General features: G+C 42.9%; 13 protein-coding genes and 1 tRNA gene. 3 read left to right on the forward strand and 11 right to left on the reverse strand.

The features are described from left to right. Positions 1-169 precede the first annotated feature (169 nt). The 8 genes from FAM09_RS26080 to FAM09_RS26115 form a co-directional block, all read right to left on the reverse strand. Complete coding sequence (locus FAM09_RS26080) at positions 170-667, reverse strand: TlpA family protein disulfide reductase (protein ID WP_136580115.1); 498 nt, start codon at positions 665-667, stop codon at positions 170-172. A 15-nt stretch (positions 668-682) separates the two neighbouring features. Next, positions 683-2,227, reverse strand: coding sequence for a hypothetical protein (locus FAM09_RS26085; protein ID WP_136580116.1), 1,545 nt, complete (start codon positions 2,225-2,227; stop codon positions 683-685). Positions 2,228-2,382: 155 nt separating this feature from the next. Then, entirely contained in the window at positions 2,383-3,924 is a 1,542-nt protein-coding gene (locus FAM09_RS26090) for a hypothetical protein (RefSeq protein WP_136580117.1), read from the reverse strand. A 53-nt stretch (positions 3,925-3,977) separates the two neighbouring features. Next, a complete protein-coding gene (locus FAM09_RS26095) occupies positions 3,978-4,445 on the reverse strand; it encodes a MauE/DoxX family redox-associated membrane protein (protein WP_136580118.1) in 468 nt (155 codons plus the stop codon). A gap of 57 nt (positions 4,446-4,502) precedes the next feature. Beyond that, a complete protein-coding gene (locus FAM09_RS26100; RefSeq protein ID WP_136580119.1) occupies positions 4,503-5,363 on the reverse strand; it encodes a glycosyltransferase family 2 protein in 861 nt (286 codons plus the stop codon). A gap of 80 nt (positions 5,364-5,443) precedes the next feature. Then, positions 5,444-5,845, reverse strand: coding sequence for a helix-turn-helix domain-containing protein (locus FAM09_RS26105; protein ID WP_136580120.1), 402 nt, complete (start codon positions 5,843-5,845; stop codon positions 5,444-5,446). Positions 5,846-6,467: 622 nt separating this feature from the next. Further along, positions 6,468-6,851 carry a helix-turn-helix domain-containing protein gene (locus FAM09_RS26110; protein WP_136580121.1) on the reverse strand — a complete coding sequence of 128 codons (384 nt, stop codon included), beginning with the start codon at positions 6,849-6,851 and terminating at the stop codon, positions 6,468-6,470. Positions 6,852-6,913: 62 nt separating this feature from the next. Then, positions 6,914-7,324 carry a helix-turn-helix domain-containing protein gene (locus FAM09_RS26115; protein WP_136580122.1) on the reverse strand — a complete coding sequence of 137 codons (411 nt, stop codon included), beginning with the start codon at positions 7,322-7,324 and terminating at the stop codon, positions 6,914-6,916. 607 nt (positions 7,325-7,931) lie between these two features. Here FAM09_RS26115 and FAM09_RS26120 point away from each other — a divergent pair. Next, positions 7,932-10,202, forward strand: coding sequence for a PA14 domain-containing protein (locus FAM09_RS26120; RefSeq protein ID WP_166437278.1), 2,271 nt, complete (start codon positions 7,932-7,934; stop codon positions 10,200-10,202). A 4-nt stretch (positions 10,203-10,206) separates the two neighbouring features. Here FAM09_RS26120 and FAM09_RS26125 read toward each other — a convergent pair whose 3' ends face one another. Both FAM09_RS26125 and FAM09_RS26130 read right to left on the reverse strand, forming a co-directional pair. Next, entirely contained in the window at positions 10,207-11,148 is a 942-nt protein-coding gene (locus tag FAM09_RS26125) for an alpha/beta hydrolase (RefSeq protein WP_136580124.1), read from the reverse strand. 464 nt (positions 11,149-11,612) lie between these two features. Further along, a tRNA-Gln gene (locus tag FAM09_RS26130) sits at positions 11,613-11,683 on the reverse strand. 160 nt (positions 11,684-11,843) lie between these two features. On the opposite strand from FAM09_RS26130, the gene FAM09_RS26135 reads away from it, so the two are divergent. Continuing rightward, complete coding sequence (locus tag FAM09_RS26135) at positions 11,844-13,148, forward strand: aminotransferase class V-fold PLP-dependent enzyme (RefSeq protein ID WP_136580125.1); 1,305 nt, start codon at positions 11,844-11,846, stop codon at positions 13,146-13,148. Positions 13,149-13,312: 164 nt separating this feature from the next. On the opposite strand, the gene tyrS is transcribed toward FAM09_RS26135, so the two are convergent. Continuing rightward, complete coding sequence (gene tyrS / locus FAM09_RS26140) at positions 13,313-14,557, reverse strand: tyrosine--tRNA ligase (protein WP_243751785.1); 1,245 nt, start codon at positions 14,555-14,557, stop codon at positions 13,313-13,315. A gap of 357 nt (positions 14,558-14,914) precedes the next feature. Here tyrS and FAM09_RS26145 point away from each other — a divergent pair, with 357 nt between their 5' ends. After that, the gene (locus FAM09_RS26145) at positions 14,915-16,024 is read left to right on the forward strand and encodes a putative type IX sorting system protein PorV2 (RefSeq protein ID WP_136580127.1); all 1,110 of its coding nucleotides are present in this window, start codon (positions 14,915-14,917) and stop codon (positions 16,022-16,024) included. Positions 16,025-16,059: the final 35 nt, after the last annotated feature.

Consider the following 16,059-nt stretch of genomic DNA (forward strand, 5'->3'; position numbering starts at 1 on the left):
TTTTAATCAAAAAGCTAAACTTTTGTATTTAAATGATTGCCTACTTTTTTATACTGGTTTTCGGCTATTCCAGGTTTTCACAAAGGACGATGAGTGTAATGCCAGTTCCTATGTACACTAAGAACAACAATAACTCATTCTGCCGGGCCAAGGCAGGTGCGCGCAAACATTATTCAAAGGCAATATCTTTAATTAGATTGGTGCTAATCTTTCCCATCATTACTTGTTTAAGCAATCCGTTTTTACCATAAATTGCAATGCATGGTACACCTGATGAATTATAGTATTTATTAAAATATCCTTCATAATCACGTCCAATCGTTATGTTTGGGTATTTTGTGAGTTGATATTTGTTAGAAATTTTTTTTAAATCATCTATAGGAAAGGCTGAGAGAAAAATAAATTGAATTTCTGTAAGTCGTTTATTCTCATCAATAATATCTTTCATCATAGCATTGCAAAAAGGACAGTACGGACTAATGTCGATTAGTACAACCGGTTTTCCGTTTGAAAAATCTTTTGCGTTAATATTAGTTATGCTATCTGTTAACATTAAATTGAGTGATGGAATAGGTTTGCCTTCATGCCCGGAATTCAAACGAGGTTCTTTACCATAACAACTAGCCAGAAAGCAAATAATGATGATTATATGAATATAGGTTTTCATAAAAAAGTGTATTTATTACGACATTATTTGGTTTACATTGTTAACAACATTATCAGTCGTGGCATCAGTATTTGTATGTTGTATTATTATCATTTTTTGAATTATGTAACTAATGAAAGTAACTGAGCAAACGAGACTAATAATTATTTGAAATAATTCATAACGTAATTCAATAGGAGCCGAAAGTATACTGAACAATGAATTGCTTAGCCAAATGATAAGAATATACTTTATTATTTTTCTGCAGGTTGGGCTACATTTTTTTAATCCTGCCAATGCAACAAAAGCAAGTAGGCTTGTAATATAAAGAATATTGATGACAGGTGTGATCAGTGTAAAAATATTTGCAACAATAATGTATTTACTATCTGTATTTTTCTTTATAAACTTGTTTTTCCATCCAAACCACTTCATTGCTATTGGCTCTACTGTATACCCTCCCATATTATATATGCCCATAAAATAGCTCGGCGGTAAATAAAAATTTTTGATATTGGACCATATGAAATTTTTACAAAATTGGGTAGGATGCTGCATTATTAAGTATTGACCATATTTTGCATATAGAGGAGCCATTGATGCCCACTTTTTAAGGAAAGAAGTACTATCTTTTGGCCATTGTTGCTCCATAAAAATTCGCAATGGTGATTTATAATCCCACATGTAATAAATGCCCACTTCCTGGTCAGGTCGTAATGTCAAATGACGTAGAGAATCCATATGATGATTTACTATGTTATGTACTTTTCTAAACTTTACAGGGATCTTTTTTTCACTTATAGGGTCTGCAAAGGCGTATCCGTAAAGTGCATTGGCTGCAATTTGCCATCCTCCAAATGCTGAGTATTGTACAGTTTGCGTTTTTACAAAGTATTCGTACTGCGTTCGGCTAATAAAAGACAATAGTAAAGTAAACATGACTCCAATTCCTAGCCACTTGTGTATTTTAGAGGCATTACTAAATATTATTACAATAGCACTTATTACAGGGTAAAATAATGCGTTATGGCGAACTGTAAAGGCGATCAATACAATTGTCGTGTGGAGTAGGATTAATTTTATACTGGGTTGATGAATAATCCAAAGTAACTGAGTTAGCCATAGCAAGCTAAGTGTTAAAAACAAATTGTCACTAGATATTGAATTTGCTATTTGTGGTAATAAAGGGTTTGTTAAAGAGATAAAAAGCAATATGCGGAAAAGCCATGTTCCTGGTGAAATTAAATAACGAAAAGTAAATAAAAAATACAGTAAGCTTAATTGCAACAATATGTATTGTATAAGAACGAGTATGAGATGTGATTTACTGAAGCAGCTTACAAATCGTAAGAATTTTGAGTATCCTATTGGCCATATCCCAATATAGCTGTTAAAATATGCGGTTTCAAGGTAATTATAGGAGTCTGGCGGCATAAAATTCGGATAAGGATATTTGAATTTTAGCCAAGTAAAGGAAATAAGTATTAGCGTTATAGAAAGGATAAATATTCGTTTATTCTCTTTATTCAGCAAAAGCCATTGTCTAAAATCTAAAGGTGATATGGTTCTTTCGAAAAGCATACTTGAACACTAGTTTAATTATCCTTTATTGCTATTTTTATTCGAACATCTTACCCTGTAATTTGAATCAAATTCAGCGAACAATTGAGTTTGTATGACTAATATTACGTGGTTAATTGTTAGTAACGATTGAATTAATGGCATTAATTATGAATTTATTGTGCAATGGTTAAATCTTTGTTTTCAAAATTTAATTGTAGAACATCTGGTTTCAAAGCTGATTTCCATAACCAATCTAGTAATAAGCAAGTAAACATAGTAGTAAGGGTGATAGGAAATGATTGGAATCGTAATGCTGCTGAAGATGCAAAAATTGTAAAAAAAGCGTTAAGTACCCAAATGGTTGTACCTAATAAAACACCTTTTTGTAACATTGGTGCATTTTTCCATCCTTTAAGCATTGAATAAAATATGAGCAAGAAAAACATTATAGCATTAATGATACCAGAGAAGATTGGATAGAAGTCGAGTGTAATTGTTTGTTTATTTTTAAATCTAGTTACTACTTTTCGACTTGAATAATCAAACCATTCTTTTGCTATCGGAGCTACACTGTCCTTTCCTGAATTGTAGTTTTCCAGAAATTCAACAGGTGGTGCATAATATTTTAAACTATTAGGCCATATGAAATTTTCCATAAAATGAAGAGGATATTGGCGAATGATGTACAAACCATAAGATTTATAAAACGGACCCATACTAGCCCATTTTTTTAATTCGCTAGCTTTTTTGTTGTTATTAAATAAGCTATCACGATATTTAAACATAGGTAAACCCGGACTCCACATATAGTATGTGCTAGCTTTTACAGCTTCGATTGGAAACTTTTGTGTGTCACGTGTGGAGTCGAAATATGCGCGTAACATATTGTCAAAAGCAACGAATTCTTTTTTTACAGGCTTACGTTTTAAGCTGTCGACATATCGATAAGCATACATAGCATTATTGGTAAGTTGCCAACCGCTAAAAGGCGAGTATTGCCAATAGCCAGTTAATTTTTTATATTTAAAACTAGTATAACCAATAAACAAACCGCAAAAGAGTAAGCTAGCTACTGCTCCAATTAATCTTTTGTGCAAGTGTAGTGGTGATAGTGTGAATGCCGCAATAGACAAAAATGGATAAATTAGTGCATTATAGCGAATCGTAAAAACAACAAATAGCAAAACTGTGTGCCAAACTATTATTTTTGTTGAAGGCTTGTGAATAATCCATAGTAGAGAAGTAAACCAAACAAGGCTGAGGGCTGTAAAGATGCAATCACTACTTACTAAATTGGCGAGATGTAAGAAAAGCGGATTAAATGTCATGAATGTTAAAAGTAGATATTGTAGTACTCGGCTAGGCGAATAAAAATAGTATATAGAAAAAAGCATACAGAGAGCTCCAAAATGAATCAATAAATACTGAAAGGCTGTAAGGAAAATATCGGATTTTGTAAGAACACTTAATAATCTTAAAAAATTAGAATAACCTACCATGTATGTATTAATTGCCAAGTTTTTAGAGGCAGCATTGAGATATGAAAATGAATCCCCGTGGATATAACTGGCGTAAGGATAGAAATATTTAAATATCCCAAACTGAATAACTATGGCTATTGCAACAAACCATAATGTAGTCCGGTTTTTTTTATTCTTAATCAAAAATTCTTTAAACGATACTTCTTGTGAAGCCCAAGTAGTTCCTTGATTCATCTCGTTAAATTGAATGTCAATAAAAATTCTTTTTAGCCTTCTTTTTATTCTACTTATGAATGAGAAATGCTGTAATTTATTTCGACAGCCCAGCCTTTGTTAAATTCTTTTTTTTCCTTTTTGAGAAGGTAGATTGCCCATCCATTGAGGAGAATAGATGCACTGTTGAATATGATATGTTGCTCCCAAGAAAGCTGTTCCATTATCCCCCCACAACTACAAGGCATCTCCGGCGCAATAATAAACATCGCAATAATATAGACAGTGAATAATGTCATGATCCCAAACGAAGCATACAACCCTTTCAATCGCCACCTGGGAATAACAAGCATTAATACGATGGCGAATTCTACAATTGGTAACATGATAGCTACAGGCTTTGCAGCCCACGATAAAATAGGAGAATCAGCCAATTGCTCCTTAAACACACTATAATCCATTATCTTGGCAATGCCGGTGTAGAGGAAAAGAATTATATTAAGCACAGTAATTATCTCAATGATAGTTGTACGCTTGATCATTGCTAACCAATTTAAAATTGTGAGAATAGTAAATGAGAACAGTCTTTTGATAGAATATTATCCAACTGTTTGTGCTGGTACTTTTATATCTGTTTGTTTGCGGAATAGCTGATTATTAAACAACCCATACTTCAGTATACAATAGATCGCCCGCACGCCATCCTTCCACCCGATTTTCTTTCCCTCGGCAAAAGTTCTTCCGTAGTAACTGATACCTACTTCATAGATCCGGATGCCGGGTACCATGGAGATCTTGGCAGTTACTTCCGGTTCAAACCCGAAGCGTTTCTCGTGTAAGTAAATGCGTTGAATAATGGAGGTGCGGAATAACTTATAACCTGTTTCCATATCCGTTAGGTTCAGGTTGCTGAACATGTTCGACAGGAAGGTGAGGAACCGGTTACCGATAGAATGCCAGAAGAACAGGATGCGGTGTGGATTGCCGCCCATAAATCGCGAGCCGTATACCACATCTGCCGAGCCAAGCACTATTGGTTTTAACAAAGTGTTGTATTCGCCCGGGTCATATTCCAGGTCGGCATCCTGTACCAACAGGTAATCACCGGTTGCCTGGGCAATTCCTGTATGGATAGCCGCACCCTTTCCCTGGTTTATTTCATGCCTGATGTATTGAAAGTAGTTAATGGTTAACGGCGTAGCATTGGCAAAATATCGCTGTATCACTTCTTCCGACCCATCCTTCGAACAGTCATTCACAATGATCACTTCCTTCTCTATATTCCCGATCAGCTTCACCTCGTTTATCTTGTCTAACACGATCGCAATCGTCTTCTCTTCATTATACACAGGAATAATAATCGATAATCGCTGTATAGGCGCCTTTGATGTGGTGTTACCTGTTCCGTTTTGTGCGGTGATTTCAGCGGCCAATTTGTTTTCGATCAAAATGCTGCTCATAAGGATAAGTTGAAAAAGTGTGTGAGATGTCTTACTGAACTGTATGCAAGTTAATTCATAGAAAGTAGCGAGTTGGTTTCCTAATGTGGCGAATCGGAACTTTGCATTATCTCCTGCAAAAGCGAATTGATGTCATGCTTCGATATGTTATTACGCCATTCCTTAGGCGTAGTACCCGTCAGCTTCTTGAAGCTCTTGTTGAAATTGGTTTTGTCTAACCCTATCTTGTCTGCTATCAGTTTGATCGGGTAATCTGTTTCTGCCAGGAACAATTTCGATTTTTCAATTCGTACCAGCGTAAGGTATTCATGCAAGGTCCTTTGGGTTACCTGCTTGAAGCCAAGCTTTAGTTTTTTTTCATTCGTACAAACAAAACGGGCCAGGTCCTTTTGGGTATAATGCCTGTGATATTCTTTCTCAAGAATATTTTTTACAGCCACTATCTTTTCCAGGTCCTCTCTTTTTAAATTAATAGGTTGCATTTGGAAAGGTTTATTTATGTTAATGTTACTCAAGATGCCTACGGTGTAGGGAAAGGGTCCCGGCTTGCTGATGAAGGTTTGTAGCGACCTGTCTTTTTAACTAATAGAAATTAGTTAAGCAGATGAACACCACCCGCCGGGCCCTATGTTGGGTATGAAAGTCCTTAGTTTATATAAACGCTGTGTATAATTAGCTGGCGTAGGAGTTGTAATTGTTGAATAGGAAAATGAAAATTCGATTCACGGTCTGGCAATAACTGGATGGTTCCCGGGTTGAACGGGCGGTTGAATAAGGTTTCCATGTTCTATCTATTGTTTAGATAAATTAATGGTTGTCCAATCTGGTAATGTGTAAAATAAAAATCTACTGTTACTATATTCTTCTGGTTATCTTCCGGCTGACAAAAGTGCCGGAGCAATCATTCATTCTGTAGCAATTTACACCGTGATCATGCGAAAAAAAAGAGATTTCAATTTATACTTGGCGCTACTTATTTATACTTTGCACGATTTTAGTTCTTAGTTAATGGTTCTTAGTTTTTTGTTCGCTTTGCGCGTACATCTTGCCGTAAATTTTAAAATTTATTTTCTTTTTCAGTAAAGGTCAATAGCTGCATTGGTGTTACTGCTTGTTGCCCTGTTGCCTTTCTACCGCTATGCCTTCTTTACTAAAGTCGAACATCTCTTTGGGTGTTACGCCCCAGTACCGCTTGAACGCATTATTGAAAGCACTGGGATTACTATAGTGCAGGATAATGGAGATCGCCTTCGCATCTTTGCCGTCTGCGAGTAATTGCCTGCCCAGTTCCATCCGTCGTTTCATCTTGTATTCGCGGATGCCGAGGCCGAATTCTTCTTTAAAGGATTTTTGTAGCACGTTGCGGCTGATCTGATGCGCCGCCGCCACATCATTGGCGGTATTGTCGTCTGCCTGGTTTTTATCAAAGATTTCTTTGGCAGCCGTTATGGCTGTTACCACATGCTTCTTTAATTTCCGTTTGTGCATGGGAGGTCGGTTTAATGATTATTGAATACATACAGGTGCGTCCTTAACCGGGTATGCCTGTATTATTTGGTAGCGTATGAGATAAACGGTTCTTTCATGATCCAGGGGTAAGTGCCCCGGGGGTTATTGAGTTGTAGTTTTTGCCAGGGCGTGGGCGCCATGCCCGTTACTTTTTTAAACATCCGCGAAAAGGACTGCGTGGTGGTATACCCGGTTGCCCTTGCAATTTCGTTGATCCGCAATTTATTTTGCAGTAACAAAATAATGCCTTCGCTGGCCCGTAGCTCAATATAATATTCCTGGAAACTTAGATAATGTACCTTTTTAAACTGGCGCGATAGCTTGCGGGGGTCCATCTTTATCTTGCGGGCTACATACGCAAGCGTCAAGGGTTTGTTGAATTCATCATGAACGATCTCCTTGGCCTTTATTATTTTTTTCAGGTCAGTGTCTGCACTTGATTTTTTTTTCATAATATAGGTTAAGGTATAGTGAACAGATGTGGTTATACTATTCCCGGTACAGCTGGTATGTTGCCATGCCGGCCGTTTATTGCTGCCTTCCCTTACAGGAAGTATAAGGTCGGGTCATTTCAGTAAATTAAGGTTGTATCATGGTCGCTGAGCTGTTCCGCATCGATCTTCAGTCTTCCAAAGGGATAAATATAACCGTTAGTATTCTTGCTCGTCGTATAATCAGGCTCGTTCTGCTTTGTAAATGTAGAGAACAAACCAAATGCGCTTCAATATTTATATTGGCTCTATGTATTTTCCTGTAAATTAATAATGTGCATTTTCGAATTTTGCCAAAACGGCGAAACATGATAGGAAAAGGCAATAAGGCAACAAGGCATAAAGGCGTAAAGGCAGAAAGGCAACGAGGGAAACAATTGGCAATGGGCAATAAGCAATTGGATCGGTTTTCCGCTTTCCGCTTTAAGCCTGTATTTGCGTGCAGCGTGCAGCTTGAAGCGTGCAGCTTGAAGCGTGCAGCTTGAAGCGTGCAGCAGCGCTTTATACCTCTATGTCGTTTCTTAAGAAAAAAGTAAATTTGTATCACCCTGCAAACCTAATTTTTACTATGCAATCGGTTCCGCTCTATGTTTTTTATTTCGTGTTGATGTTGTTGGGTACCCAAAGGCCGCCGGAGCGGGTAATTTCCTGCGCTCCCGCAGTTACCGCCTTCACCGGTTCCATTACCAGTGTGCGCAACGGCAACTGGAGCGACCCGGGTACCTGGGGCGGGCGGGTGCCTGGCCCAAAAGACGCGCCGGTGATCGCCGATGGGCATATTGTGCAGGTAGATGCCAATGTAGTAGTGGCCGGTATGCAGGTGGCCGGTCAATTGACGTTTGATCCCAGCCGGTCAATTACGTTTTCTTCTTCTAAAAATATCCTGGTCACAGGCCAGTTGCAGATGAAAGCTGCCAGCCCGGTTATCACCCATACCCTTCGTTTTACCGGTATTAATGAGAATAATTTTGAAGGCGGTGGTATGGATATGCTCGACAGTGATATCGGTTTATGGGTGATGGAGATGGGCCAGCTACAACTGCAGGGGCAGGAAAAAACGGCGTGGACAAACGCAATTGGCGCAATTGCCGCCGGGGCAACGACTATTACAGTGCGGGACGCCACCGGCTGGCGGGTAGGGGATGAGCTCCTCATAACCCCTACGGCCGCGAATGCGCGGAATGTAGACGTTCGTACCATCACCGCAATAAAAGGCAATACCGTTTCGGTGAATGCCGCTACCACGGCGCACCCGTTGATCAATAACCTGTGGACTGCCGAAGTGGGCAACCTCTCGCGCAATATTCGTGTTGAAGGCTCCGCCACTGGTAGATCGCATATATTCATCCGCTCAGCCATTCCCCAAATGGTAAAACACGTAGCGTTCCGGTATTTAGGCCCGCGTAAGAGCATGGGTAGAACCGAAGTGAAAGACCAGGTGCAGGGCCGGTATGGACTGCATTTTCACCATTGCAATGATGGCAGCGACGGATCGATGGTGGAAGGCTGTGTGATGCGCGATATCGATAACCACGCCTATGTGCCGCATGTAAGTCATGGTATTACCATGCGGCATAACATCGCCTACAATTGTACGGATGCGCCGTTCTGGTGGGACCTGCCCGATGCTACCCACCGCACCGTGTGGACGCATAACCTGGTGGTAGCACCGAAATATGTGCAGGGCGCTTTGTCGCTCGACACTAAGGGTTCGCCCACATTCGGTACGCATGGTTTTGTGCTGAGCATGGGCGACGACAACCGCTGCGATAGCAATGTGGTGGCCGGGCAGCAGGGATTGGAAACGGTGAACGCGGCCTACGATTGGGAAGAAATGCCCATTGAATCGGCCTGGATCTTCAAAGGCAACATCGCGCATAATTCCGATTGCGGCATCCGAAGCTGGCAGAACAATGGCAAGAACCACGTGCTGGAACAAACGATCATTTATAATTGCCGCGTGGGCGTAATGCATGGCGCGTATGTGAACAACTATACTTACAACGGCGGTTATTTATACAACAGCGTGTTTGAAGACCATGCGGCCAGCGGCGCCAATGGGGTGCGTATTGAGAATATGATCCTGGACGGGGACTCGCAAATTCCATATCCATTTACCATGGTAGAAGGGCCGGCGAAAGGCGAGCGGCCCGTATTGCTGCGGAACTGTACCATTAAGGGCGGCACCAAAGGCGCGATCCTGAACGGCAGCAGCAATGCGGTAAAAAGCCTGGATGTAGTGCAATGCGATATTCGGGGGCACATTACCCTGGCGCCCAATGCAGGTAAGGAAGAAGTGATCCGCGTGCAGCCGGTAAAAGGGGCGGCGTACACCATTACGAAGTCGGGCAAAAAAGAAGGAACGGCTTTTGCGCCGCTGATCTTGGGTTCAGGCGCCGGATTGAAAGGCGCGTATTATAATGGCACAGACTGGAACGATCTGGTGGAGGCGCGCATTGATCCGTTGATCAGTTTTCCCGAGTGGCGGTTGCCCATGCCGGGCCTGGCCACGGGGGTGCATTACAAGATAAAAGATACGCGGTACAGCATTCGCTTTACCGGTTTTATAGAACCCCAGTATACAGAGGAATATATTTTTTCTACGGAAGTTGCCGGCGGGGTGCGGCTATGGGTGAATGATACATTACTTATCGATCGCTGGCGCGATGAATATACTACGACGCACACATCACCTGCCATTGCTTTAGAGGCAGGAAAAAAATATGCCATCAGGCTGGAGTATTTCAACCAGGACGATCGCTCATCTTTATACCTCTTCTGGCAAAGCGCCTCCCTGCCCAGGGAATTGGTTCCACAGAGCCAGTTGTATGGGGAGTAGGGGATTAATCCACCACCACCTTATTTACAATTACCTCACCCCTGCATATCTGCTTAAAGAAAGCGGCCGTCCGCGGCATGGTAAAACCCGGACCATATTGATCTGGACCATGACCAGCACCTGTTTTCAAATAAAGCTGGTAAGGAACATGTACGGCATGTAGTCGCCGGGTTAAACAGGCAGCACCAAATTCCAAAGCATAGTTAGAGCACTTGTTGGCATAACCGAAATCATACGGTACTACATTATCACTGGTTCCATGAAAAGAGATCATGGCACGGGCGGTAACTGCAGTTACCAGGCTGGAGTCGGGCAGGGCGCCCCACAAGTTAGCTACCCCTTTTATGGTAAATCCATTGGTGAGGCTGTTGCCACTGGTATTAAGGGGGCCAAGCAAAGTCCGTTCGGTGGGGGTTAACTGCTGCGCCACCGCATCAGGAATATAGGCAGTCGTAAGTGCCGTACCGGAACCCGCACTGGAGCCGCCAATAAAGATCCAGTTAGTATCAATGGCATAGCTGTTGGATTTGGAAACCAGGAAACGTAAGGCTGCATTGGCATCCTGTATGGCGCGATAAACAGCCAGTCGTTTGGAAGCGGTATCGCCATTGCAGGAACCCGATCCGGTCCGCCAGCCTAAACGGTAATTGATAGAAGCGGTCACAAAGCCGGAGTCTGCGAGTATGCGGCAATGCGTCTTTATATCATTTTTATCGCCTGAAGTAAAACCACCGCCGTGGATCATTAAAACCAATGGATATTTATCAGCTGTAGTAGCGCCGGCGGGAAAGTAGAGGTCCATAAGCAGGGAAGTGGTTTGGCCGCCGCTGTCGGCTGCCGAGCCATATTGAACATTTTGTAGTGCAGTTAAAGGTTGTGCAGGATCATCATCATTTTTAGAACAGGAAAGAACAAGCAGTAACAGGGCATAGGGTAATAAACGCATAGCGACAAGGGATTTAAGTTGCCGTAATAGATTGTTAAAAGCGGCAAAGGTTTAAATGGGGACTGGCATATTTTAGCCTGATTGCCTGGATTGCCTGCGGCGATCCACTCCGCACTGCATTAATCAAAATGGATTGCCTGGATTACTTTCAGTGATCCACTCCGCACTGCATTACCCAAAGGCCTGCCAACCGCTTCGCGGTTGCGGCTTTTTTATTTGTCTGCTTTTGCGAACAAGTTCGCAACGCCGCCAAAAAATAGGATTGCCTTCGGCGATCCACTCCGCACTGCATTAATCAAAATGGATTGCCTGGATTACTTTCAGTGATCCACTCCGCACTGCATTACCCAAGAAACCTCGCCCCGCCGTTGGCGGGACGGTTTTGTTTTTCTGTCTGCTTAGCCGAGCAAGCTCGGCACGCTGCCAGAAAAACAAAACCCGCAGCTTGCGCTGCGGGTTTCTTGTTGCCCGACCTGGATTCGAACCAAGACAAACAGAACCAAAATCTGTCGTACTACCATTATACTATCGGGCAGCCTGTTGTCCTTTTAGAAAGGAGTGCAAAAGTAAGGGCTTCTGTCCTTTTCCCCAAATGAAAATGCCAATTATTCTTTATTTTTCCCCAGAAAATATTTTTACCATTAACACATATCATTTTCTATTTAACCAATCAACCTTGTCAAAAAAAAGGTCACATGTCAAAATTTAATCGCCGCTCCTTTTTACACACTTTTAAAGCCCTTTCTGCCGGAACTTTACTCTCGGCCATTTCCCAGCCCGCATGGAGCCGCAACCTCCATCGCGCCCTGGAAAACGCCAGCCTGAAATCACCCGATCAACTGGCCTCCGATGACGATTTCTGGTACTTCATCCAACAATCCTATACCGTTTCTCCCGGTCTCATCAATTTAAACAATGGCAACGTGGCGCCTTCCCCCAAAACCGTACAGGACGCCATGAAACGCAATTTCGACCTCACTAACGAGGCGCCCAGCCATTTTATGCTGCGCGTGCTTGACCTGGGGCGGGAACCCCTTCGCCGCAACCTCGCCCGTTTGGCGGGCTGCTCTGCTGAAGAGCTTGCCATTCAACGTAATACGTCGGAAGCCCTGGAGGCCGTCATCTTCGGCCTGCCCCTTAAAGCGGGCGACGAAGTGGTGCTCACCAAACAGGACTACCCCAATATGATCAACGCCTGGAAACAGCGCGAAATGCGCGATGGCATTAAGCTGGTATGGGTGAACCTGGAACTCCCCAGCGAAGACACCGACTACCTGGTGAAAGCCTATACCCAGGCCTTCACCCCCAAAACCAAAGTGGTGCATGTTACCCATGTTATCAATTGGAACGGTCAAATTATTCCCGTGAGGAAAATTGCCGATGCCGCTCATCAAAAAGGCATTGAGGTAGTTGTTGACGGCGCCCACAGCTTTGCCCAATTTCAATTCACGGTGCCTGAACTGGGGGCCGATTATTTTGGCACCAGCCTGCATAAATGGCTCAGCGCCTGCATCGGCACCGGGTTCCTGTATGTTAAGAAAGAAAAGATCAAAAACCTGTATCCCCTGTTTGCCGCGCCGGATGCGCGTGCCGACGATATCCGAAAGTTTGAACACCTGGGTACCCGGCCTTTCTTTATTGAACAGGCCATCGGTAATGCCATTGAGTTTTATGAAATGATCGGCGCCGAACGCAAAGAAAAACGCCTGTTCTACCTTAAAAACTACTGGATGGAAAAGGCAAAAAACATTCCGGGGGCCAGGCTGGGCACTTCCATGAAACCTGGTTTTGGCTGTGGCATCGGCCTGGTTGACCTGCCCGGCAAAAAAATGCCAGAACTGGAAGCGTATTTATGGTACCATTATAAAGTGCACGCCTCTGCTGTTGTGTTGGAGAACATCCATGGTTTACGCGTAACCCCGAATGTGTATACGACCACTAAACAATTGGATGTGCTGATAGAAGGAATTAAAGCATTTGTTGAAGCTAGTAGTAAGTAGTAAGTAGCTAGTGGCGAGTAGGGGGCTGGCGCCAAGGCATAAAGGCAACAAGGCATAAAGGCAACGAGGCATAAAGCCAAATGTCAAAAGCCGAAAGCAAAATGTATTCGCTTTCGGCTTTCAGCCTGTATTCGCTTGCAGCGTGTAGCTTGCAGCTGTATTAACTACACCGCTTTTACCAAATAATAATTCTTCTTCCCTTTTTGCACCAACATATATTGTCCGTGTAACAACAGCGAGGAGTTGAGGGTGAACCCCGCATCTTCCACCTTCCTGCGGTTGATGCTTACGCCGCCGCCCTGTACCATTTTGCGGGCTTCGCCTTTGCTGGGGAAGATATTGGTTTCTGCCAGAAAGGTTACCACGTCAACGCCTGTTTGCACTTTCGATAATTCATAATCGAATTTCGTTACGCCATCCATGCTCTCCAGGTCTTCCAGGCTCAGCGATTCGGCAGGGGCTGTCTTCTTTCCGAAGGTGAGAGCTGTGGTCTTCAATGCCTCCTGGTAACCTGCTTCACCATGTACAAAGACGATTACTTCTTTGGCAAGTGTTTTTTGCAACAGACGAGCGCCTTTGTCCTTGTGGTGCTCTTCTATTAACTGGTCAATGGTCTCTTTGGATAAGAACGTAAATATTTTTATCCATTTTTCAGCATCTTCATCTGAAGCATCGAACCAGAACTGGTAAAAATCGAATGGTGAAGTTTTGTCGGGAGCCAGCCACACATTGCCTTTTTCACTTTTTCCGAACTTGCTACCATCGGCCTTGGTCAACAGGGGGCAGGTCATGGCAAAAGCTTCTCCGCCGGCTTTGCGTCGTACGAGTTCTGTACCCGTAGTAATGTTACCCCATTGATCGCTGCCGCCCATTTGCAGTTTACATTTCTTATGCTGGTACAGCCAGTAAAAATCATATCCCTGCATCAACTGGTAAGCAAATTCGGTATAACTGATGCCGGTGTCGCCTTCAATCCGTTTTTTTACGCTGTCTTTGGCCATCATGTAATTCACGGTAATATGCTTGCCCGTATCGCGCAGGAATTGAATGAACGACATGTTTTTGAACCAGTCGTAGTTGTTCACCATTTCTGCCGCATTGGGTTTGGCGGCATCGAAATCGAGGAATTTCTCCAGTTGCTTTTTAATACCATCCAGGTTCTTCTGCAATTGTTCTTCACTTAAAAAATTCCTTTCTTCACTTTTGCCTGAAGGGTCGCCGATCATGCCGGTGGCGCCGCCCACCAGGGCAATAGGCTTATGACCGGCTTTTTGTAAGTGTACTAACAACAAGATGGGTACCAGGCTTCCAATATGAAGACTATCCGAAGTTGGGTCGAAGCCGATATAGCCGGTAGTCATTTCTTTGCTCAACTGATCTTCAGTTCCGGGCATAATATCTTGTATCATACCGCGCCATTGTAATTCTGCAACCAGGTTCATATTATATTGACATTAAACGTGTAATAAATAGTTTTGCCATTGCCCGCACAAAGGGTTTACATTTGTGCTACCCCTACATAATTCAACTGTTTTTTGTACATAGTTTCATGTAGTAAATCAATGAATTATGCAAATGTAAGGATTGCCGCAACTTTGCTTAAAAAATGCAATATTTTAATTGTAAAATCGTTTGGAAGTGTTGACCCTGACCCGTTAAAAAAGGCTTCCTATCAAAATCATATATTAAGCTCGCTACCAACGGGTGCAGCCAATATCCTAAAGAAATAGTCTATTCATAAGTTGCTTATTTCGAAAATTGGATCAATGAAAAGGACCCGTTTTTACGTTACCCTGGTTGTGTTATTAATACAGCAAATTTCCTATGCTCAGTTTCGTAAATATTCGAATGAATTTTTGAACATAGGAGCCGGCGCCCGGGGATTGGCTATGGCCAGCGCCCAGGTTGCTTCGGTTAATGATGGCACAGCCGGTTACTGGAACCCTGCCGGGTTGGTGTATGTGAAAGATAATCCCCAGCTTAATTTAATGCACGCCGAATACTTTGCCGGTATCGGCAAATACGATTATGGCAGCCTGGCCATCCCGTTAAAAGACAATAAGCGGGTGCTGGGATTGTCGTTATTACGGTTTGCCGTAGATGATATTCCCAATACCATTTTCCTGGTAGAAGCTGATGGCTCCATCAATTTCAATAATATTCCAACCTTTTCTTCAGCCGACTATGCCTTCCTGGTTTCCCTGGCCCAACAAATAAAAACTTCTGGTAAAAGCAGGATCAATGCAGGTATCAATGCCAAGATCATTCACCGCAAGGCGGGCGACTTTACTTCGGCCTGGGGTTTTGGGTTTGATGCGGGCATCCAGATCGTAAATGACAAATGGAAGATCGGCATTATGGCCCGGGATGTTACTACCACCTTCAATGCCTGGTCGTTTAACCTGACCGAAAAAATGCGCGAAGTTTTCTATGTAACCAATAACGATATCCCGGTTAAATCAACCGAGTTAACCGCTCCCAAACTGATCCTGGGCGGTGATTATATTTTTAAACTGAACAAGAACCTGAACCTGATGGCCGAAGCCAATCTCGACCTCACGTTCGATGGCCGTCGCAATACCGTGATTAGTTCCAGTGTAGTGAGTTTAGACCCCAAGCTCGGACTGGAAGCGTCGTGGAAGAATGTGTTCTTTGTTCGGGGCGGGATCAACAACTTTCAAAAGGCATTGGATGATGACGATATCACCAACACAAAAAAGGTATGGATCTATCAACCGGCCGCAGGCGCAGGTTTTAGACTGAACAATGTGTTGATCGATTATGCCTTTACCAACTTAGCCAATCAATCGAATCCGTTATATACCCATGTGTTTTCGTTGAGAGTGGACCTGGTGAAGAAGGGAAACAAAAAATAAAGTACCCTATAGAAAGGAATCTGAAACTTGTATAT

Origin of the sequence: Niastella caeni (assembly GCF_004834005.1) — a bacterium.
Classification (GTDB): domain Bacteria; phylum Bacteroidota; class Bacteroidia; order Chitinophagales; family Chitinophagaceae; genus Niastella; species Niastella caeni.

Excerpts from the sequence above, each read along its gene's own strand:
- FAM09_RS26080 (WP_136580115.1), bottom strand. The coding sequence starts at position 667 with ATGAAAACCTATATTCATATAATCATCATTATTTGCTTTCTGGCTAGT.
- FAM09_RS26085 (WP_136580116.1), bottom strand. The coding sequence starts at position 2,227 with ATGCTTTTCGAAAGAACCATATCACCTTTAGATTTTAGACAATGGCTT.
- FAM09_RS26090 (WP_136580117.1), bottom strand. The coding sequence starts at position 3,924 with ATGAATCAAGGAACTACTTGGGCTTCACAAGAAGTATCGTTTAAAGAA.
- FAM09_RS26095 (WP_136580118.1), bottom strand. The coding sequence starts at position 4,445 with ATGATCAAGCGTACAACTATCATTGAGATAATTACTGTGCTTAATATA.
- FAM09_RS26100 (WP_136580119.1), bottom strand. The coding sequence starts at position 5,363 with ATGAGCAGCATTTTGATCGAAAACAAATTGGCCGCTGAAATCACCGCA.
- FAM09_RS26105 (WP_136580120.1), bottom strand. The coding sequence starts at position 5,845 with ATGCAACCTATTAATTTAAAAAGAGAGGACCTGGAAAAGATAGTGGCT.
- FAM09_RS26110 (WP_136580121.1), bottom strand. The coding sequence starts at position 6,851 with ATGCACAAACGGAAATTAAAGAAGCATGTGGTAACAGCCATAACGGCT.
- FAM09_RS26115 (WP_136580122.1), bottom strand. The coding sequence starts at position 7,324 with ATGAAAAAAAAATCAAGTGCAGACACTGACCTGAAAAAAATAATAAAG.
- FAM09_RS26120 (WP_166437278.1), top strand. The coding sequence starts at position 7,932 with ATGCAATCGGTTCCGCTCTATGTTTTTTATTTCGTGTTGATGTTGTTG.
- FAM09_RS26125 (WP_136580124.1), bottom strand. The coding sequence starts at position 11,148 with ATGCGTTTATTACCCTATGCCCTGTTACTGCTTGTTCTTTCCTGTTCT.
- FAM09_RS26135 (WP_136580125.1), top strand. The coding sequence starts at position 11,844 with ATGTCAAAATTTAATCGCCGCTCCTTTTTACACACTTTTAAAGCCCTT.
- tyrS (WP_243751785.1), bottom strand. The coding sequence starts at position 14,557 with ATGATACAAGATATTATGCCCGGAACTGAAGATCAGTTGAGCAAAGAA.
- FAM09_RS26145 (WP_136580127.1), top strand. The coding sequence starts at position 14,915 with ATGAAAAGGACCCGTTTTTACGTTACCCTGGTTGTGTTATTAATACAG.